Consider the following 22,750-nt stretch of genomic DNA (forward strand, 5'->3'; position numbering starts at 1 on the left):
CCATCAGAGGCTCTTGGCCATGCGCGGGTCGAGCGCATCACGAAGGCCGTCGCCGAGCAAATTCACGGCAAGCACGGTGACCGACAGGAAGGCCGCCGGAAAGAACACGATGTAGGGCTTGACCTGCCACAGCGCGCGGCCTTCGGCCATGATGTTGCCCCAAGACGGAATGGTGGGCGGCGTACCGGCGCCGATGAAGGACAGGATCGCCTCCGTGATCATGGCGCTGGCGCAGATATAGGTCGCCTGGACCAGCATGGGCGCCAGCGTGTTGGGCAGGATGTGGCGCAGGATGATCATCGGCGTGCGCGTTCCGCACGCCACCGCCGCATCCACATAGGGCTGCTCGCGCAGCGACAGCACCACACTTCGGACAAGACGGGAAACCCGCGGGATTTCGGCGATGGTGATCGCCAGGATGACGTTGCCGACGCTGCCGCGCGTCAACGCCATCAGCGCGATCGCCAGCAGGATCGGCGGTATCGACATCAGGCCGTCCATGAAGCGCATAAGGATCCCGTCCGCCCAGCGGATGAAGCCGGAGACGATGCCGATGGCAAGACCGGCGATCGAGGCGAACATCGCGACCGAGAGGCCGACCGTGAGCGAGACCCGCGCGCCGTAGAGCACGCGTGAATAGATATCGCGGCCGAGCACGTCGGTGCCGAACCAGAAAGCGGCCGACGGCGCCCGGGTCCGCTTGGCGGGCGCGAGCGCGGTCGGATCGACCGTTCCGAGATAAGGCGCGAAGATCGCGACCAGGACGAGGGTCAGCAGCAGCGCGCCGCCGATCGCGACCGTGGGATGGCCGCGCAGGAAGCCGACAATGCCGCGCCGGATTTTTGCCGGCCGCAACAGCTCGGGCAGTTGCGGCGCGACGACGAACCCGGCCGGAAGCGGTTGCGTGGTGATGGTCGTGTCGGTCAATAGCGGATCCTCGGATCAACGAGCGTATAGATGACGTCGATCATCAAATTGACGAGGACGTAGACGAAGCTGAACAGCAGCACGATGCCCTGGATCACGGGATAGTCGCGGCGCAGGATCGCATCGATCGTGAGCCGGCCGAGGCCGGGAATCGCGAACACGCTTTCGGTGACAACCGCGCCGCCGATCAGAAGCGCGATGCCGATCCCGATCACGGTCACGATCGGCACCGCCGCGTTCTTCAGCGCGTGAACGAACAGGATGCCGCCCTGCCCGAGCCCCTTGGCGCGCGCGGTGCGGATATAGTCCTGCTGCAGCACTTCGAGCATGGTGGCGCGGGTGATGCGCGCGATCAGCGCGATGTAGACGCAGCCGAGCGCGACCGCCGGCAGGATCAAATTCTCCAGCCAGGGCCAGAAGCCTTGGGTGAGCGGCGTGTAACCCTGCACCGGAAGCCATTCCAGTTCGAGCGCAAAGATGTAGGCGAGCATGTAGCCGACCACGAAGACGGGCAGCGAGAACCCGAACACGGCAAAGCCCATGATGGCGCGGTCGATCAGGCTGCCGGCCTTCCACGCCGCCACCACGCCGAGCGGCACCGCGACCACGATCGTGAGCAGAAGCGTGACCATCATCAGCGACAGCGTCGGTCCGAGACGCTGCCCGATCATGGTCGAGACCGGCAGGTTGGTGAAGATCGAGGTGCCGAGATCGCCATGCAGGATGCGCCAGACCCAGCTTCCGAACTGGATCAGGAACGGACGATCGAGGCCGAGGCTCTGGCGAATGCGCTCCACATCCTCCGGGCTTGCCTGATCGCCCGCGATCACCACGGCCGGATCACCCGGCGCGATGTAGAGCAGGCTGAACACGAACAGCGCGACGATTGCCATGACCGGCAAGGTCGCGACGATGCGCCGGAGGATGTAGGAGAGCATGTGGCCTTATCGCACGATCAAGCGGACTTGGATACGCCCCAGAAGAACGGCAACGGTCCCTTGCCAACGCCGGAGACGTTCTTGCGCCACGCGGTGTAGCTCAGGAAGAAGCCGGTCGGCGCATAGACGACGTCATCCATCGCCGCCTTGTTGAGGCGACCGATGGCGGCTTTCTCCTCATCGAGGTTCTTGGCCTCGAACCAGGAGGTGACCTCCTTTTCGGTGCCGGGGCTGTTGGGCCAGCCGAACCAGGCCTTGTCGCCATTGGCGCGAATGGCAGTGTACGGGGCCGGATTGATGCAGTCCGCGCCCGCATGCCAGGTGTGGAACATGTTCCAGCCGCCCTGTCCCGGCGGCGTCTTCGCCGCACGACGCGAGCCGACCGTGCCCCAATCGGTCGCGACGAAGTCGACATTCATGCCGAGCCTCTTCAGGAGGTCGGCGGTCACGTCACCCTGCGCCTTGGTGATCGGCTGGTCCTGCGCCACGAGGCAGGTGACCGGCTGGCCGGAATAGCCGCTCTCGGCGAGCAGCTTCTTGGCCGCGTCGAAATCGCGCTTGCCCTTCAGGATATCACCGCCCACTTCCGTGTAGAGCGGCGTATTCGGCGTGAAGAAGCCCGGCAGCGGTTTCCAGAGCGCGGTGTCGTCGCCGACGATCGCGCGCATATAGTCTTCCTGGCTCAGCGCCATCAACACCGCGCGCCGCGCCCGCACGTCGTTGAAGGGCGGATACAGGAAGTTCATGCGGAACGAGCCGACATTGCCGAGGGGATCGCCGATATCGACGCTGATGTTCTTGTTCTTCTTCAGGACCGGCACGAGGTCCGCGATCGGATTCTCCCACCAGTCGATCTCGCCATTCTGCAACGCGGCGGCAGCGGTGGCCGGATCCGGCATCACCACCCACTCGATGCGGTCGACCAGCATTTGCTTGCCGCCGGCAAGCCACGAGGACTTTTCCTGCCGCGGCGCATAGTCGGCAAACTTCTCGAACACCGCTTTCGCGCCGGGCACCCACTCGGCTTTCGCGAACTTCATCGGCCCGGAGCCGACATATTCGCCGATCTGCTTGAACGGATCGGTCTGCGCGATGCGTTCCGGCATGATGAAGGCGCAAGGCGAGTTGTTCTTGGCGAGCGCGTAGAGCAGCTTCGGGAAGGGCTGCTTCAGCACCCATTTGAACGTCCGGTCGTCGACGGCGGTGAGCTCCTGCTGGAGCGCCTTGATCATCAACCCCATCGGATCGCGCGCCGACCAGCGCGCAAGGCTCGCGACGACGTCCTTGCTCAGCACCGGCTCGCCGTCATGGAACTTGAGGCCCGAACGCAGCTTGAACGTCCAGATCGTGCCATCGTCGCTCACCTGCTCGGATTCGACCATCTGGCGCTGCGGTTGAAGCGAGGAATCGATGCCGTAAAGCGTGTCCCAGACCATCGCGGCGGCGTTGCGCACGACATATTGCGTGCCCCAGATCGGATCGAAATTGGCAAGGTTGGCCTGCGGCACGAAACGCAGGGTGCGGGCAGCCGCGCCTTGCGAAAGCGCCGGAGCCGAGAGGCTACCCGTCAGCGCCAGGCCGCCTGCGCCAGCCAGTCCCTTCAATACGGTCCTGCGATCCATGAAGTCCTCCCAGTAATGCCGTGATGCCGGCCGTTCGTTGGCCAAGGGCAGGTGAAACAGAAGCCATTCGCCTGCAAATGGTATGCCAGTAACCAGGCCTTCGCTAGCCGGATCTGGATGGCTTTTGCGGCTGGTTCGGGCCTCAAAGCGCGGCCGCCAGCGCCGGCCCGGTCTCGAAATGGGGGATCGCCTCGACCAGCTTGCGCGTGTAGTCGGTTTTGGGATTATCGAACAACGCCCGGCTTTCCCCCTGCTCCACGATGCCGCCATTGCGCAGCACGATGGTGCGGTCGCAGAGCATGCGCACCACGTTGAGATCGTGGCTGACGAACAGCAGCGCGATGTCGTTCTCGCGCCGCAGGCGGTCGAGCAGTTGCAGCACCACCGCCTGCACCGAGACGTCGAGCGCGGCGGTCGGCTCGTCCAGCACCAGGAGCCGCGGCCGGCAGGCGATGGCGCGGGCAATGCCGACGCGGGCCTTCTGGCCCCCGGAGAGCTGATGCGGGAAGCGCGGCAGCAGATCCTGCGGCAACCCCACCCGCTCCGCGCATTCTTCCACCCGCTCCCGCAATTGRCTGCCCGCCCGCAAACCGTCGAGCCGCATCAGCGGATGGGCAATGCAGTCGAAGGCGGTAAAGCGCGGGTTGAGGCTCTCATTCGGGTCCTGGAAGACGATTTGAATGTCCTTGCGGAAGCGCGAGCGATGAAAGTCGCGCGCCGCCACGTGACCGATCGACTGCCCGTCGAACACGATGTCGCCTTCGCTCGGATCGATCAGGCGGCAGATCATGCGCGACGTCGTGCTCTTGCCGGATCCGGATTCGCCGACAAGCCCGACGCTCTCGCCGCCGGCCATCGTCATCGAAAAATCCGCGACCGCCGCAGAGCCCTGGTCGAAACGTTTCGCGAGTTTACGCACCTCAAGCAGCGGGGGCGTACCGTACGCGGGCTCCAGCCTGGGCTTGCTGATCATTGCCGCGTAGCCTTCCCGCTCCTCCTCCGTCACGAGATCCTCAATCCGGGAGGTCGCAGTGGGCGATGCCGCAACCAGCCGCTTGGTATAGGCGTGCTGCGGCGCGCTGAAGAGCGTCCTGGGGCTGGCCTCCTCGACGATGCGACCGCGCTCCATCACGGCGATGCGGCGGCAGTATCGCGCCGCGAGCCCCAGATCGTGCGTAATCAGGATCGTCGCCATGCCGCGCGCGGCGGCAATGTCTGCCAAAAGGTCCATCACCACCTTCTGCGTGGTGACGTCGAGCCCGGTCGTCGGCTCGTCGGCGATCAGCAGTGCAGGATTGCAGGAAATCGCGATCGCAATCATGACGCGCTGGCACATGCCGCCGGAGAGCTCGTGCGGATAGGCGTTCATCCGCGTCTCGGGGTCGCGGATCTGGACGGCGCGCAGCAGCTCCAGCGCCTCGGCGCGCGCGGCGTCCTTCGAGATCCGCTTGTGGGTGAGGATCGCGTCCGCGATCTGCAAGCCGATCGCCCGGATCGGATTGAGCGCCGCCCGCGGGTTCTGGAAGATCATCGACATCGCAGCGCCCTGCAGCTGACGAAGATCGTCGCCCCTGAGCTTGGTGACGTCCTGCCCGCGAAACAGGATCTTTCCGGCAGTGACACGGCCAGCCGAATCCAGCAGCCGCGTCGTCGCAAAGCCGGTGACCGACTTGCCCGAACCGCTCTCGCCGACGAGGCCGAGCATCTCGCCGGCTTCGACCGCGAGCGTGACGCCGCGCACGGCCTCGACCATGCCACGCCGCGTCGAGAACGAGACGTGGAGGTCGTCGATCTGGAGCAGCGTCTCGCTCATGTCCGCATACGCGGGTCGAGAATGTCCCGCATCCCGTCCCCAAGCAGGTTGAAGCACAGCACGGCCATCATCAGCGCAAGGCCCGGAAAGGCCACCAACCACCACCTGCCGGTCGAGATGAAGCGCGCGCCTTCGGCGACCATGATGCCCCATTCCGGCGTCGGCGGCTTGACGCCGAGGCCGATGAAGGACAGGCCGGCCGCATTCAGGATCGCCCAGCCGAGGTTGAGCGAGATCTGCACCGCCATTGCCGGCAGGATGTTCGGAAGCAGGAAGCGCAGCACCACCGAGAAATGGCTCTCGCCGCAGGCGCGCGCGGCCTCCACCCAGCCGACATTGCGCCGGATGTTGACCTCGGCCCGCGCGAAGCGGATGTAGAACGGAAGGTTGATGATCGCGGTCGCGATCACGATGTTCTCGATCCGGTTGCCCAGGGCCGCGACCATCGCCATCGCCAGCACGAACAGCGGAAAGGCCATCATCACGTCGACGAAGCGGCCGACCGCGCGGTCGAGCCTGCCACCGGCATAGCCGCAGAACGAACCGACGACGGCGCCGAGCACGAAGGACATGCCGACCGCGGAGACCGCAATCGCAAGGTCGAGCCGCGCCGCGATCACGAGGCGGCTGAACACGTCGCGTCCGAGCTGATCGGTGCCGGCGATGTGGGCGGCGCTCGGCGGCAACAGCGCCTCCGAGACATTCGAGACGACGGGATCATAAGGCACGATCCAGGGACCGAAGATCGCGACCAGGACGAACAGGAGGACGCCGGCCGCGGCGACGCCGGTGAGCGGATTGCCGCGCAGGATCCAGACCGAATGCCTGAGGGTTGCGCTCGTCATTCGATCGACACCCTGGGATCGGCGATGCCGTAGCAGATATCGACGGCGAGATTGACCAGCACGAACAGACTGGCCATCAGCAGCACGAATCCCTGCACCGGCGCGTAGTCGGAGGACAGCAGCGCATCGAGCGCATAGGAGGCGACGCCCGGCCAGGAGAACACTTTCTCCACCAGGACATTGGCCCCCAGCATGGTCGAGAACACGATGCCGGCGATGGTGATGACGGGCAGGATCGCGTTCCTCAAGGCATAAGTGACGACCACCTTGCGCCAGGACAGCCCGACGGAGCGCGCGGTGCGCACGAAGTCGCTGCCGAGCGAGACCAGCATCGAGGCGCGCGTGATCCGCGCCAATGGCGCGATCACGAACAGCGCCATGCTCACCGCCGGCAGGATCAACTGCTTGCAGGCCGCCCACCAGCCTTCGACATCTCCGGCGAGCAGGAAATCGATGGACAGGAATCCGGTGCGCTGTGGCGGCAGCGAGGTGAACACGTCGATCCGCCCGGTCGGATCGGGCGCAAGCCCGAGGAGATAGTAGAAGACATAGATGAGCAGCAGGCCCGAGACGAAGGTCGGCACGCAGACGCCGAGCGCGCAGAACAGCCGCACGCCGTGATCGACGGCCGACCCCGGCTTCAGCGCCGCGACCACGCCGAGCGGCACCGCCGCGATCAGCGCAAGCAGGAGCGCCGTGAAGGTGAGCTCGAGCGAAGCCGGCAGCCGCTCACGCAGGTCTTTCAGCACCGGCTGTCCCGTCATCATGGAGCGGCCGAGATTGCCGTGGCCGATGTCGGAGAGATAGAACACGAGCTGCTCCGGCACCGACTTGTTGAGCCCCATCTGCTTGCGGATCTGCTCGATCTCCTCCTTGCCCGCATTGGGCCCCGAGGCGAAGAACACCGCGGGGTCGCCGGGCAGGACGCGCATCAAAAGAAAGGTGAAGACCAGCACACCGAACAATGCCGGCAGCGACGACAGAAGCCGCCTGCCCGCCCGCATCATCGTTGCGCCAAGACCGGTCATCACTTTTCAGCGTCCCTGTTTGCGGATGTCACTTGCGGCTGACATCGCGGTAGTCGACCTGACGATGGAATTCGTAGGTGTAGCCCTCGATCGAGGACGCCATGACCGCATCCTGATTGGGCTGCCACAGCGGGATCTGCGGCATCTCGCTGAAGTGGATGGCATTGAGCTTGCGGCCATCCTCCTCGTACTTGGCCTTGTCCGGCTCGAAGCGGGCTTCCTGCGCGATCGCGGCCAGCTCGGGATTGTTGATCGAGCTGTAGTTCCAGCGCTGATTGCCGGTGTAGAAGTTGCGGTAGAAATAATCCGTCGACGGCAGCCAGGCGACGATGCCCTCGGTGAAGAACGGCAGCTTCTTCTCATTGATCTGCGTCGACATCTGCGCGTCCGGCAGCTTCTGGATGTCGACCTTGATCCCGATCTTGGCGAGCGATTCCTTCACCAGGGCCGCCATCGGCTCCGCCGTCGAGGCCTGACCGACATTGAAGCTGAAGCTGGTCGAGAAGCCTTCGGGAAGGCCCGCCGCCTTGAGATATTCGCGCGCCTTGTCGAGATCGATCTTCACGGGCGCCTGGAACGGATAGATGCCGTTCAGCGGCTTGCCGTCGGGCCAGGTCGCGCCGAACAGCGGCGCGCCACGACCGAACAAGGCGGCCTTGAACATATCCTCATAGGGCAGAGCGAAGGCGATGGCGCGGCGCACATTGACATTGTCGAAGGGCGGAATCTGGTTGTTCATCGAGACGAAGGTGATCGCATTGTACTGCGGCGTCGAGACCACCTTGAGCTTGCCCTTGGCCTCGAGCGACTGCACGTCGCTCGCCTGGAGATCGACGACGATATCGGCATCGCCGCGCTCGACCAGATTGGCGCGGGTCGCCGGCTCCGGCACGGACTGCACGATCACGCGCTTGAAGAAGGCCGGCTTGTTGGCCGAACCGCGGTTCCAGGCCTCGTCGCGCTTGAGGATGACCTGCTCGCCCGGCTTGAAGGTCTCGACCACATAGGCACCGCTGCCGGCGGTGTGCTCCTTCAACCAGGCGGTGGCCCAGGGATCGTCCGCGGTCGCGTGCTCCTTCGCGACCTTGGAGTTGATGATCATCGGATAGACGGTTGCGAGATTGGGCAGCGCGAGCTTGTCCGGCTTCGGCAACGTCACCTCGATGGTGAGGGGATCGATCACCTTGAACTGGTCGGCCGAGGTCAACGAGCCCGTCAGGAGCTGGGCCTTGCCGAGGATCGGCGCGGTGACGCAGCGATCGAGCGACCATTTCACGTCCTCGGCCGTCACCGGCGAGCCGTCCTGGAATTTGGCATCCTTGCGCAGGCGGAAGGTGAGCTTCAACCCGTCGGGACTGACGTCGTAGGATTCGGCGAGCTCGCCCGTGATCTTGTCGAGATCGAACACCCATTTGCCGTTGAGCTGCTTGCGGCCAAATGCCACCAGCCGGTCGTAGGTGCTCATGCTCAGCGCAAAGGACTCGCGGGTCGAGCCGGGAATGTTGGGATCGAGCGTGTTGACGGATGCGCCGGTCACGTAGCGCAACGTTTCCGCCCTGGTTTGGGCCTGCACAGGCGCGGTGGCAACGAGCAGCAGCGCGGCGGTGGCGACGACGCAGGACGCCGGCCTGAAAGACACAAAACGCATTGGTTTTCCCTTGAATTTCGACAAGAACGCCAGCAAGGCATGGTGAGAAAGAAGCAATTTGCGCGCCAATCCCTGATGGACGCTTCGTCGCGGCAGAGCATGGACAATCATCGCGATTCTCCCACATTTTGCGCCGGCCGCGCCACCACGGCCTGCGGCACGTCATAGGCACTGAGCGAAGCCCAGTGATGCCTGACATCGGCGCGGAACAGGCCGCGCGTGAGGCCGTGGACCAGCTTGGGAACGGCGGTCGTCATCGCGTTGATCGACGATCCTGACGGGCCGAAGCTCATCGTGGACGCGATGGCGAAGAGATGGATGTCGGAGATCCATGGCGTCGCGCCCGGCACACGTTCGGTGAAGGCGTAATCGTCGGCAAGATAGGGGAAGCGGCCGAGCCGCACGTTGCGCTCGGTTTCCGGCGGCTGGTAGCGGTCGGCCCAGGTCGCGATATTGCCGGCAAATTGGCGCAGCTCGCCGCGTTCGGCGAAGTTCATGTCGATGCCGGTGCCGCAGATGACGAAGTCCGCCGTGATGGCGCCGCGCGGCGTCTGCAATTCGATGGCCTTGCCGGTCTGCCGCGCTGCCTCGACAGGCGCACCTTCATGCAGCTTGAAATTGGCGTGACGTGCGCAACGGTCATAGGTCGGCTGCGGAAATCCCTCGCGCATTTCGAGGATCTTGCGCATGAAGCGCCAGCGCCAGGCATCGTCGAGATCGCTGAGATGACGCAGGAAGCCGCGGAAGGTCAGCCAGCGATAGGGCTGGATCACCTGGATCTGCGACCGGCGGCAGAGCAGATGTACTTCGGCCGCGCCTGCCTCAAGCGCGGTTGCCGCATTGTCGAAGGCGGAGGCGCCGGCGCCGATCACGGCCACGCGCTTGCCGCGAAGGCTTTCGAAATCGATGTCGTCGGCGACGGTCGCGACCGAGCCTGACGGCAAATGGGACAGCGGCTCGGGGATCATCCAGTTGCCCATCCCCTCCTGCCCCGTCGCCAGCACGATCTTGCGCGCATAGAGCGTCTCGACGCCGTCGGCACGTTTCACGTGTGCGGCGAGCAGGCCATCGGCCGCCGGCGCGATCTCGAGGAGCTCGCAGCCGTTGCGCACCGGCAATCCGATCGTGCGGCGCAGCCACAGCAGATACTCGGCCCAATGGCCGCGCGGGATGAGGTCGAGCGTCTGCCAGCTCTCCTTGCCGAAGCGGGCTTCGTGCCAGGACTGATAGGTCAGGCTCGGAATGTCGAGGTCCGGGCCGGTGTAGTCCTTCGGACTGCGCAGCGTCGGCATGCGGGCATAGCTGAGCCACGGGCCTTCCATCCCCTCCGCGGCCTTGTCGAGCAGCAGGATGTTGCTGACGCGGGAGCGCATGAGGCCGAAGCCGATGGCGATGCCGGACTGGCCAGCGCCGACAATGAGCACATCGAGCGCCGGCTTGCCGTCCGGTCCCGGCTTTGGAGGGAGCCACGCGGCGCCCGGATGCGCGATCATGGCGAGATCGGCGCGAATATCGGCTTCGAGGTCTGTCAGCGCGTCGCTCATGCCGCGAGCCATCCGCCGTCGACCACCATCACGGTGCCGGTCGTGAACGAGGACGCATCACTGGCGAGATGCAGCGCCGTCTGTGCGATCTCCTCGGCTTGCCCGAACCGCTTCATGGCATGGCGGTTGCGCGAGGCTTCGCGCACCTCGTCCGCATTGGCGTGACGGGCAAAGCTGCGGCGAAGCATCGGCGTGTCGATCGCGCCCGGTGCGATCGCGTTGACGCGAATGCCGTCGGTGGCGAAATCCACCGCCATCGTCCGCGTCAGGCTGACAATCGCGCCCTTGGCGGCGATGTAGGCGCTGTTGCCCTTGCCGCCGGCAATGGCGAGCTGCGAGGCCAGCGTGATGATCGAGCCGCTCTTCTGCCGCTGCATCTCGGGCACGGCGGCCCGCGCCCACAGCCAGGTGCCGCCGACATTGGTGCGGAACACCGCGTCCCAATCGTCCGGGCTCGTCGTCAGCACCGTGCCGCCGCAGGAGAAGCCCGCCGCGGTCATCAGGATATCGAGCCGGCCGTGCCGCGCCATGACATCGCCCACGACAGTCTCGGCGAATGCGGTATCGCCGACGTCGCCGACATGCGTCGTTGCCTCGCGCACGAGGCTCAACGTCTCCGCAAGGCCCGCCGCATCGCGATCGACGAGAGCGAGACGCGCGCCTTCCTCCGCGAACAGCTTTGCGCTGGCGCGGCCGATGCCCGAGCCTGCACCGGTGATGATGGCCGTGCGCCTCTGCAGCCGCATGTCAGATCCACTCCTTGTGCTGCTTCCACCAGGCGCTCATCGCAGCGGCCGACTCCACGCAGCCGAACCGGGCGCGCCAGCCGAACTCATCGGCCATCCTCTTGATCGACATCGGGGCACGATCCCCGCCGTGGAGCTTGATGAAGGTCTTCTCTCCAGGTGACGCGAGCCGGCACTCCAGCCCGGGATGCAGGGCTGCGAACGCCTCACCCCATTGCAGCGCAGACCAGGCCGCGCCGCTTGAGATGTTGTAAAGCCGGTGGCGCGGCCGCTCGGCTTCGATCAGCACCGCCACCGCTTCGGCGGCGTCGGGCGCGTAGGTCCAATCCTTGATGCCTGGCGCAGGGAGAAGGGCCGGTTCGCCGCGGGCGAACGCAGCAAGGATCTGGAACTGGAGGCTGGGCGTATCGCGCACCTTCCCGATCCGCTCCCACGGACCGAACACGGCGCTTAAACGCACGCTCAGAAAATCGCCTTCCCACAACTCGGCAAGCCGCGCCACGGATCTCTCTGACGTGAATTTGCTGATCGCGTAGAACGAGACGGGATCGCACGGCGTCTCCTCGTCCAGTAGCGGATAGCGTTGTCCCGCAGCCCCATAGGCGGACGCCGAGGACAGATTGATCACGCGCCGAACGCCACGGCGAATCGCAGCGCTCAGGATCGGCATCTGAGCCATCACATTGATCTCGAGGATGCTCGAGGTCGTGGTCCGCTCGAGCTGGTCCCCGGCGGTTATGGCAGCGCCAAGGATGATCGCATCAAAGCCTTGCTTTACCAGGGCGTCGATCCTCTCGATGTCCGTGATCTCGCCTTGAACAATCGAGAGCCGCTCCCGGTGGTCAGCAAAGGATCGCTCCGCGCCAGCCGGAAGTTGCTTCCGATCGTACAGCGTCACGTCATGGCCGCGCGCGAGCAGCACCTCCGCGAGATTGAGGCCGACGAAGCCGGTGCCGCCGAAGATGACGATCCTCATCGCGCGCGAACCACCGTCACAGCAGTTTTGCTCCAAAATTCCGTTCCGGATCCATGTCGGCGACGAGCCGGCCGGTGGGCTTGGCCGCCTCACCGCCGCTGCGTGCCAGGAACTTGCCGCTGCCGGCGCTCGCGAGACACTTGTTGTCGTCGACGATGACGCGGCCGCGCGACAACACCGATACCGGCCAGCCCTTCAGCTTGCGGCTTGCAAACGGCGTGTAGCCGGCAAGATCGTGCATCATCTCGTCGGCGATCACAGTCTCGCGATTGGGATCCCAGATCGCGATATCGGCGTCGGCGCCGACTGCGATCGAGCCCTTGCGCGGATGCAGATTGTAGATCTTGGCCGGCGCGGTCGAAGTCAGCTCGACGAACTTTTCCAGGCCGAGCCGTCCCTTCGACACCATCGCGTCGAACAGCAGCGGCAGCCGCAGCTCCAGTCCCGGCAGGCCGTTGGCGACCTGCTTGAAGTTCGGATTGGGTCCGGCGCGCAGCTTGCCGGTTTCGTCGAAGCGATACGGTGCGTGGTCCGACGAGATGGTCTGGAGATCGCCGAGCGACAGCGCCTGCCACAGCGCCTCCTGGTCGGAATGGGTGCGCGGCGGCGGACTGCACATCCATTTGGCGCCGTCGGCGCCGGGCTTGTCGAGATCGCCGGCAGTCAGGAACAGGTATTGCGGACAAGTCTCGGCAAAGACCTTGAGCCCCTGCCCGCGCGCATCGCGGATCACCTTGGCGCCTTCGGCCGTGGAGACGTGGAAGATCATGATCGGCTGATCGATCAGTGCGGCCATGCCGATCAGCCGGGTGAAGGCTTCGGACTCCGACACACGGGCGTGGCTGACCGCGTGGTATTTCGGCAGCGTGTAGCCGCGCGCGAGCAGGCGCTTCACCATCCAGGCGATGATGCCGTGGTTTTCGGCATGCGCGCACAGCATCGCGCCGGACTGGCGCGCGGCGAGCAGGATGTCGAGCAGCGGCTCGTCGTCGACCTTGAGCCGGTCATAGGTCATGAAGATCTTGATCGAGGCATGGCCCTGCTTCACCAGCGCCGGAATGTGCTCCTCGACCGTCTCCCGGGTCGCGTCCGCAATGATCATGTGAAAGGCGTAGTCGATCACGGCGCCCTTCTTCGCCAGCGCGTGATAGTCCTCCACCACCTGCGGCAGCTTCATGCCGACATGCTGGGCGGCGAACGGGATCACCGTGGTGGTGCCGCCGAACGCCGCGGACACCGTCGCGCTCTCGAACGTATCGGCGTTCATGATGCCGGCAGCGGACAATTGCTCGATATGGGCGTGGCTGTCGACGCCGCCGGGCAGCACCAGCTTGCCGCGCGCGTCGATCTCGCGCTTGGCGGGCGGAAGCCCGCGGCCGATGGCGGCGATGGTCTCGCCGGAGATGGCGACGTCGGCTTCGAACACGTCGGTCGTGGTCGCGACGCGTCCGCCGCGAATGATCAGGTCGTAAGTGGGTTCAGTCATGAGGCACTCCGTGATATGCCTGAGGCAAGTACTCGTAATTTCGCAGGAAGACCATCATGTCCCGGCCGCGCATTCTCGTCATCAATCCGAATTCCAACCCCGCGGTCACGCAAGGGCTTGAAGATGCCCTGAAGCCGCTCGCTTTCGAAGGCGGACCGGAACTGGTCTGCCAGTCGCTGGCGGAGGGTCCGTTCGGCATTGAAAGCCAGGCCGATGTCGATGGCGTCGCGATGCCGCTGCGCCGGCTGGTGGAAAGCGACAACAGCTCGGCTGCCTTCGTCATCGCCTGCTACAGCGACCCCGGTCTTCAAGTCTGCCGCGAGGGCACCGACCGTCCCGTGTTCGGCATCGCCGAGTGCGGCGTGCTGACCGCGCTCGCCCGCGCCGAGACCTTTGGCGTCATCGCGATTGCCCAGCGCTCGATCCCGCGCCACATGCGCTATCTCAGGCAGATGGGACTGACCGAACGCTTGGCCGGCGAGCGGCCGCTGAATATGAGCGTGGCGGAAACCGCGTCCGGCGAAGGGACGCTCGCGAAGATGATCGACATCGGCCGCGCGCTGCGCGACGAGGACGGCGCCCGCGCCATCGTGATGGGCTGCGCCGGCATGGCGCGCCACCGCCGCCCGCTGGAAGACGCGCTTCGTATTCCCGTGATCGACCCGACACAGGCGGCCGTCACCATGGCGCTGGGAGCGGTGCAGTTCTCGGCTCACTAGGCGTCCTTCAGCTCTTTGGCGTCCTGGCGCGCGAGCCACTGCGCATGGCTCTCGCGAACAAGCGCAAACGTGTCCCGCTGCGTCGTGTAGAGATTGCCGAACATGCGGCCGATCGGCCGGTAGGCATCGAGATCGACATACATGTTGGCCTCATCGACCAGGCCCTCGCGGGCGTGAACCCTGAGCACCTCACCGACCAATAGTTCGCGGTCGGGCGAAAAGTTCAGCACGACATGGCGGCGGCATTCCAGCGCAAAGGGCGCCGCGGCGAGGCGCGGCACCTTCACATCGACGGAGGGCAGCGTGGCGAGCCCGGTCGCGGCGACCTCGCTGTCGCCGGAGGGGAAATCGACCGCGCAGTCGTTCATCGATGCCGACAGCGCCTCGTCCACCATGTGAACCACGAACTCGCCATCGCGATGGATGTTGCGGGTCGTGTCCTTCGGGCTGTGATCCGGCTTGTGCTGAAGCCCGAGAACGATCAGCGCCGGGCTTTCCGAGAAGACGTTGAAGAAGCTGAACGGCGCGGCATTGACCGCCCCGTTCTCGTCCAGCGTCGTCACCAGCGCGATCGGCCGCGGCACCACCACGCCGCAGAGCAGCTTGTAGCGGTCGCGCGGATCGAGCTCGCGCAGCGGAATGCCCGATGTGCCCTTGCCTGTCATCGGCGTCATTTCTCCGGCGGCGGCACCGAGCCGGTCTGGCTGGTGATCAGGCCGTAATGCTCGATGCGGCGATGCCGGGCGAAATCGAAGATCGTGGTCTTGCCGAAGGTCGTGGCATCGAGGTCGCAGGCGTGAACCAGAACCTCGTCGTCCTCCGTCTTCGCCTCGGCGACGATCTCACCATTGGGATCGACGATCAGGCTGCCGCCAAACAGCGGGTGGCCATCTTCGACGCCGGCCTTGCCGACCGCGACGACCCAGGTCGCATTCTGATAGGCGCCGGCCTGCACCGAGAGGCGATTGTGGAACAGGCGCTTCTCGACGCCCTCCTCGCTCTTCTCCGCATTGACGGACGGCGTGTTGTAGCCGATCACCACCATCTCGACGCCCTGCAGGCCCATGACGCGATAGGTCTCGGGCCAGCGGCGGTCGTTGCAGATGGCCATGCCGATGATTCCGCCCAGCTCACGCCAGACCTTGAAGCCGAGATCGCCCGGCTCGAAATAGCGCTTCTCCAGATGCTGGTGCGAGCGCTTGGTGTCGTACTCCACATGGCCCGGCAGATGGACCTTGCGATATTTACCGACGATCTTGCCGGACTTGTCGGTCAGGATTGCCGTGTTGAAGTGGTGGCCGTCAGGCGTCAGCTCGGCATAGCCGAAATTCATCGCCATCTGGTGCTGAGCTGCGCGCTCGAACAGCGGCTTGGTCGCCGCACTCGGCATCTCGCGCTCGAACCAGATGTCGAACTCGGCCCGGTCCTCCGCGTACCAGCGCGGAAAGAACGTCGTCAGCGCCAGCTCCGGATAGACGATCAGATCGGCGCCCTTGGTCTTGGCCTCGTCCATCAGCGCGATCATGCGCTTGACCACGGCCTCGCGGCTGTCGGCTTTCTGAATCGGGCCCATCTGGGCGGCGGCAACATTGACGATACGCATCAGAAAATTCCTGATTGATTGGCGAGGCTGGGGATCGCAGCTTCAAGGGGGTGTCGGCGCGCGCAGCATACCGCGGTCTTGCGCCGATTTTCCAGACAAGCAGTTTTCATGCCGTCCGCCCCCATTCGGCATCCTGCAAAAGCCGCCAGTTGATCTTGTTGCTCGCGGTGCGCGGCAAGGCATCCACGAAGATGACGGCGCGGGGCGCCTTGTAGCTTGCCATGACGCCGCGCGCCCAGCCGATGATATCATCCGGCGACGTCGTCGCGCGCATCGCCTCATCCAGCACCACCAGCGCCTTGACGGTCTCGCCGCGATAATCGTCCGGCGCCGAGACGATGCAGCATTCCCTGATGGCGCGGTTCTGGTACATGGCCGCCTCCACCTCGGCCGGCCACACCTTGAAGCCGCTGACATTGATCATCCGCTTGAGGCGGTCCACCGCAAAGAAATAGCCGTCGGCATCGCGATAGCCGAGATCGCCCGTGCGCAGGAACCGCTTGCCGGCGAGCTCGATGAACGCCTCGGCGTCGGCCTGCGGTCTGTTCCAATAGCCTCGCAGCACCTGCGGGCCGTGCACGACGATCTCGCCGACGACGTTGTCGTCGAGCTCGGTGAGGCTCTCCGGATCGATGATCCTTGCGTCGGTCTCGTGCACGGCGATGCCGAGGCATTGCCGCTTCGGCGTCGCCATAGGATTGATGTGCGTCGGTGACATCGTCTCGGTCATGCCGTAGCCCTCGACGAAATCGAGACCGAAGCGTCCCTTCAGCCGCTCGGCCACCGCGGTCGGCATCGCGGCGCCGCCGCCGGTCAAGACTTTGAGCTTGGCAAAACAGCGGTCGCGGAACCGGGCGCTGGCAAGCACGTCGACGATCATGGTCGGGGCCGCGTTCCAGAACGTTACCCCGTAGGTTTCGAACAGATCCGGCAGCAGATCCTTGTCCCAGCGCGCCATCAACAGCAGCGTGGCGCCGGTGACGATCGCGGCATTCATCGAGCCCTGCATGCCCGCGACGTGAAACAGCGGCATGAAACCGGTCATCACGTCGTCGCCGCCGAGGCCGTACCAGCGCGCCTGCAAGACCGCAGTGAACAGCGCGCTGCGATGGCTGTGCATGCAGGCCTTGGGCTTGCCGGTCGTTCCCGACGTATAGGGCAGGATCATGAGATCGTCCGGCGCCGCGCTCATCGTGCCGGGCAACAGGCCTTGTGCGATTGCGGACGACCAGGAATGCCACCCCGGTAACGGCGGCACGTCCGCCGAGGCTTCGGTCACGCAGGATGGCAGCGTATAAGGCGTGGCCGCCGGAATCTCGTCGCGATACTGCGCCACGATCGCATGGGCAATGATCCCGCCCGCCGGCGGAGCAAACTCGGCGCTGAGCTCGCTGCCGATGATCGCGACCCGGGCGCCGCTGTCCGCGGCGAGATAGTCGATCTCGGCCGTCTTGTTCATGGGGTTGACGGGCACGATCACGGCGTCCGCCCGCATCACCGCATAATAGGCGATGACATATTGCGGCGAATTCTGAAGGGCGATGATGACGCGGTCGCCGCGCCGCACGCCGCAGACCGTTTGCAGGAATCCGGCCATGGCGTCGACCCGGTCGCGCAGCTCGGCATAGCTGAGGCTCGCGCCGTAAAATATGGTCGCCGGATGCGTGGGGCGATCATGCGCGGCCCGCGCCAGCGCGTCGTAGAGCGTTCCCTCGGGCATCGCGAGATGCCAGGGCTCATCCGCCGGCCAATTCGGTGACCGGCGAAGCATTGCGTTCGGTGTGCCGTCCGCGCTCACCCGTGCTCCTCGTCGGCGATGTCCAGGCCGTGGTCGAGCGCGTCCAGCAGCCACTCGGCCTCGTGCTCGGAGATCACCAGCGGCGGCGCCAGGAACAGCGAGGTCTGCTCGCCGCTGGTCCCGATCACCGCGCCGGCCTCCAGCGCACGCGACGCCACGCGCGAGGCGATCGGCACCTCGGTCGTATCGGCGCGCCATGAGCGCCAATCCGGCCCGTGCAGCTCGACCGTCCAGTGCAGCCCCTGCCCCGCCACGCGCTGCACGCTGGGATGTTTTTGCGCGATCGCGAGCAGGCGGCGGGTGAACAGCTTTTCGAGACTGCGGACGTGCTCGAGAATTTTCTCTTCGGTGACGACCTTCAGGTAGGCGCTGACGGCGGCCATGCTGATCGGATGACCGCGCAGCGTGCCGTAATTCTGCCAGCTCGTGCCCTTGAGCCGCTCGACGATCGCCTTCGAGACCACGACCGCGGCCACCGCCGCCGCACCGCCGCCGAGCGATTTTCCGAGCGTCACGATGTCGGGGCGGCTCGTCGCCCCCTGGAATGCGAACCAGCGTCCGGCGCGTCCCGCACCGGTGACGACCTCGTCCGCGATCCAGTATGAGCCGGCCTGGCGTGCGCAACGCGCCACCTCGTCCTGATACGCGCCGTCGTAATAGATGCCGCCCTGGGTGTAGTCGATGATCGTCGCCGCGGTGTCCGAGAGCAGCCGCGTGGCGTCCGCCAGATATTCGCTCGGAGGTGCATTGTTGGCCGGCGCGCCATAGATTGCACCATCGGGTGCGGGCAAGATACGCACCGGGGCCATCGGCGCCGGCAGCTTCGAGCCGCCTGAGTGCACCGCGAGCCCGCCATGCCACTGCGGCTGCACCGTCATGCTGCGCGACAGGCCGGTGATGCCGTGATAGGCGCGCTCGCGCGTCGCCAATGCGGAGCGTTGCGTCAGCGCCTGGCAGAGCGACAGCGCCATGTCGTTGGCCTCGCTGCCGCTGATGCAGAAGCGCACCGCGCCGACCCAATCCTCCTCGCCTTTGAACGCGGCAGCCATCAGATCGTCGGCGGCCTGCTCGCGCCCGACCCAGGTCCAGCCCTCATTCACGACCGGCGTATCGGCCGCGCGACGGATCGCCTCCACCATCACGGGATGACGATGCCCGAGACCGCCGCCAGTGTTGCTGCCGTCGATCAGCCGGCGCCCATCCGCAAGGTGAAAGTAGACACCCTCGCCACCGACCACGGCCATCGGCGCGCTCTCACCCGCGTTCAGTCCGGTTCGCAACAATTTGCTCATCGCGGGTCCCCTCACTCCGCGGCCGCGGCGCCGTAGCCGCCGCCGCCGCACATCTCGATCGTGACGAGATCGTCTTGCTGCAACACCAGGTTCGATTTGCCGTCGATGGCAACGTTCGCGCCCTGCCTGATCAGCGAGATGCGGCAGGCCTTGCCGGACTCGCCGCCCTGCATGCCGAACGGCGCAATCACCATGCGCTCGATGCAGGTCGTCAGGTGCATGGAAGGCGCGAGGATGCGATAGGTGCGGACGGAGCCATCACCGCCGCGATGGGCCCCCGCGCCGCCGGAATTCCAGCGAATGGCCTGCTGTTCGAGCCGGATCGCGTAATTCGCCTCGATCACCTCGACCGGCGTGTTGGAGGTGTTGGAGAGATGCACCCGGGTTGCAGACATGCCGGCCCGGTCATGACGCGCACCCTCGCCGCCGCCGTGGACCTCGTAGAGCATCTTCCATGAACCGTTCTGGCGCGGTTCGGCAAAGAACAGCACGCCCGCGGTGGTCGCGCCGCCGGCCGACAGGCGCTCCGGAATGGTGTCCTGCATCGCGCGAAAAATCGCATCGACGATGCGCATGGACGTCTCGTGGTTGCCGGCGGCCACGGACGCCATCCAGCCCGGCTCCAGGATCGAGCCCGGGCGCGTGATGATGGTCAAAGGCCGCAGCGCGCCTGCGTTCTGGTGCATGTCGCGCCCGCTCATGATGCGCGCCGCATAGGCCACCGCCGAGCGCGCCATGAACGGCGTCGTGTTGCAGAAGTTGGAGACGCGGTCGCAGCTGCCGGACAGATCGAAGGTCGCCTCGTCGTCGCGAATAGTGATCTTGACGTGAATGCGCGCCGGCGCATTGTTCACACTGCCGTCGTCGAGATGATCCTCGCCCTCGTAGACGCCGTCCGGTAGCGCGCGAATTGCCTCGCGCATCTCGATCTCCGAGAGATCGTGCAGGCGCGACTGCATCGCCGTGAACACCGCCTTGCCGTGCTCGCGGCAAAGCTCGACGATGCGCTTCTCGCCGGCCTTGGTCGCCGCGATCTGGGCAAGCAGATCGCCCTCGCAGGACTCAGGGTCGCGAACGTTGGCCTTGAGCAGCTGCACGATCGGCGCGCTGACGCCGGCTGCGGTCGCGATCAACACCGGCGGTATCCGCATCGCCTCCTGGAACGTGTCGATGGCCTTGGCAAAATAGCTGCCCGGCCAGGTGCCGCCGATGTCGGGCCAGTGCGCGAGGCTGACGGCGAACGCCACGATCTCGCCGTCGACGAAGACCGGACGCACGACCTTGACGTCGTTGAGGTGATTGCCGCCGAGCGCGCCGACATTGTAGATCAGCACGTCGCCGTCGTTCAGGCTCTCGATTGGCACGACCTTCAGCAACTCGGGAATGGTATAGGCCATCGCGCCGAGATGGATCGGAATGTCGCGGCCCTGCCCGACCAGGCCACCGCGGCCGTCGGTGATCGCCGACGACAGGTCGCCCGCCTCGCGCAGCAGCGGCGAGCGCGCCGAGCGCGTCATCACCAGGCTCATCTCTTCGGCGGCGGCGGAAAGCCCGTGCCTGATGACTTCGACGACGAACGGATCGAGCTTCATGCTGCACTCCGCGTCAGGAACAGATTGCCGGTTGCATCGGGCCGCGCCTGCCAGCCGGGCGGTACCACCACAGTGGACCAGGCGTCTTCGATGATGGCGGGACCGCTGACGATGTCGGTCATTGCGGCGCGGTCAATGATCGCGGTTGCGATGTCGTGGAAACCGTCGAACGAGCAGGTACGCTGACCGGTGGACACTGCGCGGGTCGCGGTCGCCGGCCGGCTGACAACGGTCGTCGACGGACGACGCGCCTGCACACGCACGGATTCGATGACGCAGGGCTCGCTCGTCGCGTAGCCGAAGAGCTCGTGATGCCGCGCCAAAAAGTCCTTCTTGAGCCTGCCGACGTCGAGCGGCAATGCGAACGGCACCGGAATGGCGTCGTTCTGCGCCGCGTAGCGCATCAAGGCCACCAGCTCGACCTGGATCTCCGCCTGCGCAACGCCGTTGGCAATGAGCGGTGCCGAGGCATCGGCGATCAACGTCCCGATCCGCTCCGACACGCGCGCGAGATCGATGCCGTCGAGCGCCGCGCGAAAAGTCTGCTGCTGGAGAAAGCTGAAATCCGCGGTGAGGCAGCCCAGCGCCGAGAACGCGCTCGATGCACTGGGCACGACGACCGCTGCAATCCCGTAGAGATCGGCAAGGCCCGCGGCATGCATCGGTCCGCCGCCGCCGAAGGCGAGCAGCGTGCAGTCGCGCCCGTCGATGCCGCGCTCGACGGTGACGCGGCGGAGCGCGCGCGCCATCGTCGCGTTCGCGACCTTGATGATGCCGAGCGCCGTCTCGGTCAGGCTCAATCCAAGTGCGCGGGCGATCGGGGCGATGACATCAGCCGCGGCCTTGATGTCGATCCCGATGCGGTCGCCGAGCTTTGTTTCGGGATTGAGATAACCGAGCACGGCGTTGGCGTCGGTGATCGTGGGCTCGGTGCCGCCGCGGCCGTAGCAGGCCGGCCCCGGCTCGGAGCCGGCGCTCTCCGGCCCTACCGTCAGGCCGCCCGGGCCATTGCGCACGATCGATCCGCCACCCGCGCCGATCGAATGAACCGCAAGCATTGGCTGGCGCAGCGGCTTGTCGCCGAGCATGCGGCCGTCGGTCATCTCGGCCTGACCGTCGACGATCAGGCAGACGTCGGTGGTGGTGCCGCCCATGTCGAAGGTCAGCATGCGCGATGTGCCGAGCTGGCGCGCGATGCTGACGGAGGCCGAAACGCCGGCCGCAGGACCCGACATCGCCATCACCAGCGGCCGCCGCTTTACGGCGGAGATCGGGATCATGGCGCCGGCCGAATGGAACACCTGCAGGCCGGCCCCGATCGGCAGCCGCTGTTCCAGCTCGCTGAGATATTCCACCGCAATCGGCATCGCGGCCGCGTTGAACACGGTCGCCGAGGTCCGTTCGTATTCGCGCGCCTCGGGATTGACTTCGTGCGACAGCGAGACATGGGCGACGACGTCCTTGAGGCGCTCGCCGAGCATCTTTTCGTGCACCGGGTTGGCGTAGGCGTGGAGCAAGGCCACCGCGACGCTCTGGACGCCGGTCTGCTTGAGCCACGCCACCAGCCGCTCGATTTCCGCAGCATCCAGCGCCTTCAGCACCCGGCCTTCGTGATCGAGGCGCTCGGCGAGCCCAAAACATCGTTCAGGCGGCACCAGTGGCGGCGATTTCGGCGGGATGTCGAGGCGATAGAGATCGCGGCGGCGGTAGCGCGCGATCTCGAGCACGTCGGCAAATCCTTCGGTCGCGACCAGCGCCACCTTCGGCAGCCTGCCCTCGACGATGGCGTTGGTCACGCGCGTGGTGCCGTGGACAAAGCGCTTGACCTCGCTCTTGCGCAAGCCCACCGCTTCGATGGCCTCCAGCATGACCTGAACCGGAGCCTGCGGCCGCGACGGCACCTTCGCGATCCGCGCTTCGGCGGAATCGCGGCGGATCGCGATGATGTCCGTGAAGGTGCCCCCGATATCGGTGCCGACTTCCCAGTGATTGCCGGAATTGCTCATGTGCACAGTCAGCTACGGATGACGTCCGGACCGGACGCCGGGTCCTTCCCGTCCATCGCAACAACGTCGAATGCCAAACCGAGAGCGCTCATCATGCATCCCCTGTCATGCCACCATGAGCGAGCGTGCGACAGAGCGATGGGCGCGGGATAGGGCCAGAGTTGTCG

Annotated in this window: 18 protein-coding genes; 1 reads left to right on the top strand and 17 read right to left on the bottom strand. The window is 65.8% G+C overall.

The features are described 5' to 3' along the window. Positions 1-3: 3 nt before the first annotated feature. The 11 genes from ACXJMY_RS02340 to hydA form a co-directional block, all read right to left on the bottom strand. Positions 4-927 carry an ABC transporter permease gene (locus ACXJMY_RS02340; protein ID WP_456617702.1) on the bottom strand — a complete coding sequence of 308 codons (924 nt, stop codon included), beginning with the start codon at positions 925-927 and terminating at the stop codon, positions 4-6. After that, a complete protein-coding gene (locus tag ACXJMY_RS02345; protein WP_456617703.1) occupies positions 924-1,865 on the bottom strand; it encodes an ABC transporter permease in 942 nt (313 codons plus the stop codon). Before ACXJMY_RS02345 ends, ACXJMY_RS02340 begins: the two co-directional genes overlap by 4 nt. Before the next feature lie 17 nt (positions 1,866-1,882). Then, on the bottom strand, positions 1,883-3,487 hold the full coding sequence (locus ACXJMY_RS02350) for an ABC transporter substrate-binding protein (protein ID WP_456617704.1): 1,605 nt from the start codon (positions 3,485-3,487) through the stop codon (positions 1,883-1,885). A 142-nt stretch (positions 3,488-3,629) separates the two neighbouring features. Next, the gene (nikE, locus tag ACXJMY_RS02355; RefSeq protein ID WP_456617705.1) at positions 3,630-5,300 is read right to left on the bottom strand and encodes a nickel ABC transporter ATP-binding protein NikE; all 1,671 of its coding nucleotides are present in this window, start codon (positions 5,298-5,300) and stop codon (positions 3,630-3,632) included. Next, on the bottom strand, positions 5,297-6,145 hold the full coding sequence (locus tag ACXJMY_RS02360; RefSeq protein WP_456617706.1) for an ABC transporter permease: 849 nt from the start codon (positions 6,143-6,145) through the stop codon (positions 5,297-5,299). The genes nikE and ACXJMY_RS02360 overlap by 4 nt, the downstream gene beginning before the upstream one ends. After that, positions 6,142-7,176, bottom strand: coding sequence for an ABC transporter permease (locus ACXJMY_RS02365; protein WP_456617707.1), 1,035 nt, complete (start codon positions 7,174-7,176; stop codon positions 6,142-6,144). Before ACXJMY_RS02365 ends, ACXJMY_RS02360 begins: the two co-directional genes overlap by 4 nt. A 25-nt stretch (positions 7,177-7,201) precedes the next feature. Beyond that, entirely contained in the window at positions 7,202-8,821 is a 1,620-nt protein-coding gene (locus tag ACXJMY_RS02370; protein WP_456617708.1) for an ABC transporter substrate-binding protein, read from the bottom strand. Positions 8,822-8,928: 107 nt separating this feature from the next. Further along, a complete protein-coding gene (locus ACXJMY_RS02375) occupies positions 8,929-10,365 on the bottom strand; it encodes an NAD(P)-binding domain-containing protein (RefSeq protein ID WP_456617709.1) in 1,437 nt (478 codons plus the stop codon). Next, a complete protein-coding gene (locus ACXJMY_RS02380) occupies positions 10,362-11,111 on the bottom strand; it encodes an SDR family oxidoreductase (protein ID WP_456617710.1) in 750 nt (249 codons plus the stop codon). Before ACXJMY_RS02380 ends, ACXJMY_RS02375 begins: the two co-directional genes overlap by 4 nt. A gap of 1 nt (position 11,112) precedes the next feature. Next, a complete protein-coding gene (locus ACXJMY_RS02385) occupies positions 11,113-12,087 on the bottom strand; it encodes an NAD-dependent epimerase/dehydratase family protein (protein ID WP_456617711.1) in 975 nt (324 codons plus the stop codon). Positions 12,088-12,103: 16 nt separating this feature from the next. Then, positions 12,104-13,573, bottom strand: coding sequence for a dihydropyrimidinase (gene hydA / locus ACXJMY_RS02390; RefSeq protein WP_456617712.1), 1,470 nt, complete (start codon positions 13,571-13,573; stop codon positions 12,104-12,106). 56 nt (positions 13,574-13,629) lie between these two features. On the opposite strand from hydA, the gene ACXJMY_RS02395 reads away from it, so the two are divergent. After that, positions 13,630-14,292, top strand: a complete 663-nt coding sequence (locus ACXJMY_RS02395; RefSeq protein WP_456617713.1) for an aspartate/glutamate racemase family protein — start codon at positions 13,630-13,632, stop codon at positions 14,290-14,292. On the opposite strand, the gene ACXJMY_RS02400 is transcribed toward ACXJMY_RS02395, so the two are convergent. The 6 genes from ACXJMY_RS02400 to ACXJMY_RS02425 all read right to left on the bottom strand — a co-directional run bounded on the left by ACXJMY_RS02400 (position 14,289) and on the right by ACXJMY_RS02425 (position 22,583). Continuing rightward, positions 14,289-14,966 (bottom strand): flavin reductase family protein, encoded by a 678-nt coding sequence (locus tag ACXJMY_RS02400; protein WP_456617714.1) that lies wholly within the window; start codon positions 14,964-14,966, stop codon positions 14,289-14,291. The genes ACXJMY_RS02395 and ACXJMY_RS02400 overlap by 4 nt on opposite strands. After that, entirely contained in the window at positions 14,963-15,895 is a 933-nt protein-coding gene (locus ACXJMY_RS02405) for an N-carbamoyl-D-amino-acid hydrolase (protein WP_456617715.1), read from the bottom strand. Before ACXJMY_RS02405 ends, ACXJMY_RS02400 begins: the two co-directional genes overlap by 4 nt. Before the next feature lie 106 nt (positions 15,896-16,001). Beyond that, complete coding sequence (locus ACXJMY_RS02410) at positions 16,002-17,666, bottom strand: long-chain-fatty-acid--CoA ligase (RefSeq protein WP_456617827.1); 1,665 nt, start codon at positions 17,664-17,666, stop codon at positions 16,002-16,004. A 23-nt stretch (positions 17,667-17,689) separates the two neighbouring features. Further along, positions 17,690-18,985: an aminotransferase class III-fold pyridoxal phosphate-dependent enzyme gene (locus tag ACXJMY_RS02415; RefSeq protein WP_456617716.1), complete on the bottom strand. Its 1,296-nt coding sequence runs from the start codon at positions 18,983-18,985 to the stop codon at positions 17,690-17,692. An 11-nt stretch (positions 18,986-18,996) separates the two neighbouring features. Then, complete coding sequence (locus ACXJMY_RS02420; protein WP_456617717.1) at positions 18,997-20,577, bottom strand: hydantoinase B/oxoprolinase family protein; 1,581 nt, start codon at positions 20,575-20,577, stop codon at positions 18,997-18,999. Then, positions 20,574-22,583 (bottom strand): hydantoinase/oxoprolinase family protein, encoded by a 2,010-nt coding sequence (locus ACXJMY_RS02425; protein ID WP_456617718.1) that lies wholly within the window; start codon positions 22,581-22,583, stop codon positions 20,574-20,576. The genes ACXJMY_RS02420 and ACXJMY_RS02425 overlap by 4 nt, the downstream gene beginning before the upstream one ends. Positions 22,584-22,750 lie beyond the last annotated feature (167 nt).

This window comes from Bradyrhizobium sp. P5_C12 (assembly GCF_054049735.1).

Coding starts and splice junctions, on each gene's coding strand:
- ACXJMY_RS02345 (WP_456617703.1), bottom strand. CDS start 1,865: ATGCTCTCCTACATCCTCCGGCGCATCGTCGCGACCTTGCCGGTCATG.
- ACXJMY_RS02350 (WP_456617704.1), bottom strand. CDS start 3,487: ATGGATCGCAGGACCGTATTGAAGGGACTGGCTGGCGCAGGCGGCCTG.
- ACXJMY_RS02360 (WP_456617706.1), bottom strand. CDS start 6,145: ATGACGAGCGCAACCCTCAGGCATTCGGTCTGGATCCTGCGCGGCAAT.
- ACXJMY_RS02370 (WP_456617708.1), bottom strand. CDS start 8,821: ATGCGTTTTGTGTCTTTCAGGCCGGCGTCCTGCGTCGTCGCCACCGCC.
- ACXJMY_RS02375 (WP_456617709.1), bottom strand. CDS start 10,365: ATGAGCGACGCGCTGACAGACCTCGAAGCCGATATTCGCGCCGATCTC.
- ACXJMY_RS02380 (WP_456617710.1), bottom strand. CDS start 11,111: ATGCGGCTGCAGAGGCGCACGGCCATCATCACCGGTGCAGGCTCGGGC.
- ACXJMY_RS02385 (WP_456617711.1), bottom strand. CDS start 12,087: ATGAGGATCGTCATCTTCGGCGGCACCGGCTTCGTCGGCCTCAATCTC.
- hydA (WP_456617712.1), bottom strand. CDS start 13,573: ATGACTGAACCCACTTACGACCTGATCATTCGCGGCGGACGCGTCGCG.
- ACXJMY_RS02395 (WP_456617713.1), top strand. CDS start 13,630: ATGTCCCGGCCGCGCATTCTCGTCATCAATCCGAATTCCAACCCCGCG.
- ACXJMY_RS02400 (WP_456617714.1), bottom strand. CDS start 14,966: ATGACGCCGATGACAGGCAAGGGCACATCGGGCATTCCGCTGCGCGAG.
- ACXJMY_RS02405 (WP_456617715.1), bottom strand. CDS start 15,895: ATGCGTATCGTCAATGTTGCCGCCGCCCAGATGGGCCCGATTCAGAAA.
- ACXJMY_RS02410 (WP_456617827.1), bottom strand. CDS start 17,666: ATGCTTCGCCGGTCACCGAATTGGCCGGCGGATGAGCCCTGGCATCTC.
- ACXJMY_RS02415 (WP_456617716.1), bottom strand. CDS start 18,985: ATGAGCAAATTGTTGCGAACCGGACTGAACGCGGGTGAGAGCGCGCCG.
- ACXJMY_RS02420 (WP_456617717.1), bottom strand. CDS start 20,577: ATGAAGCTCGATCCGTTCGTCGTCGAAGTCATCAGGCACGGGCTTTCC.
- ACXJMY_RS02425 (WP_456617718.1), bottom strand. CDS start 22,583: ATGAGCAATTCCGGCAATCACTGGGAAGTCGGCACCGATATCGGGGGC.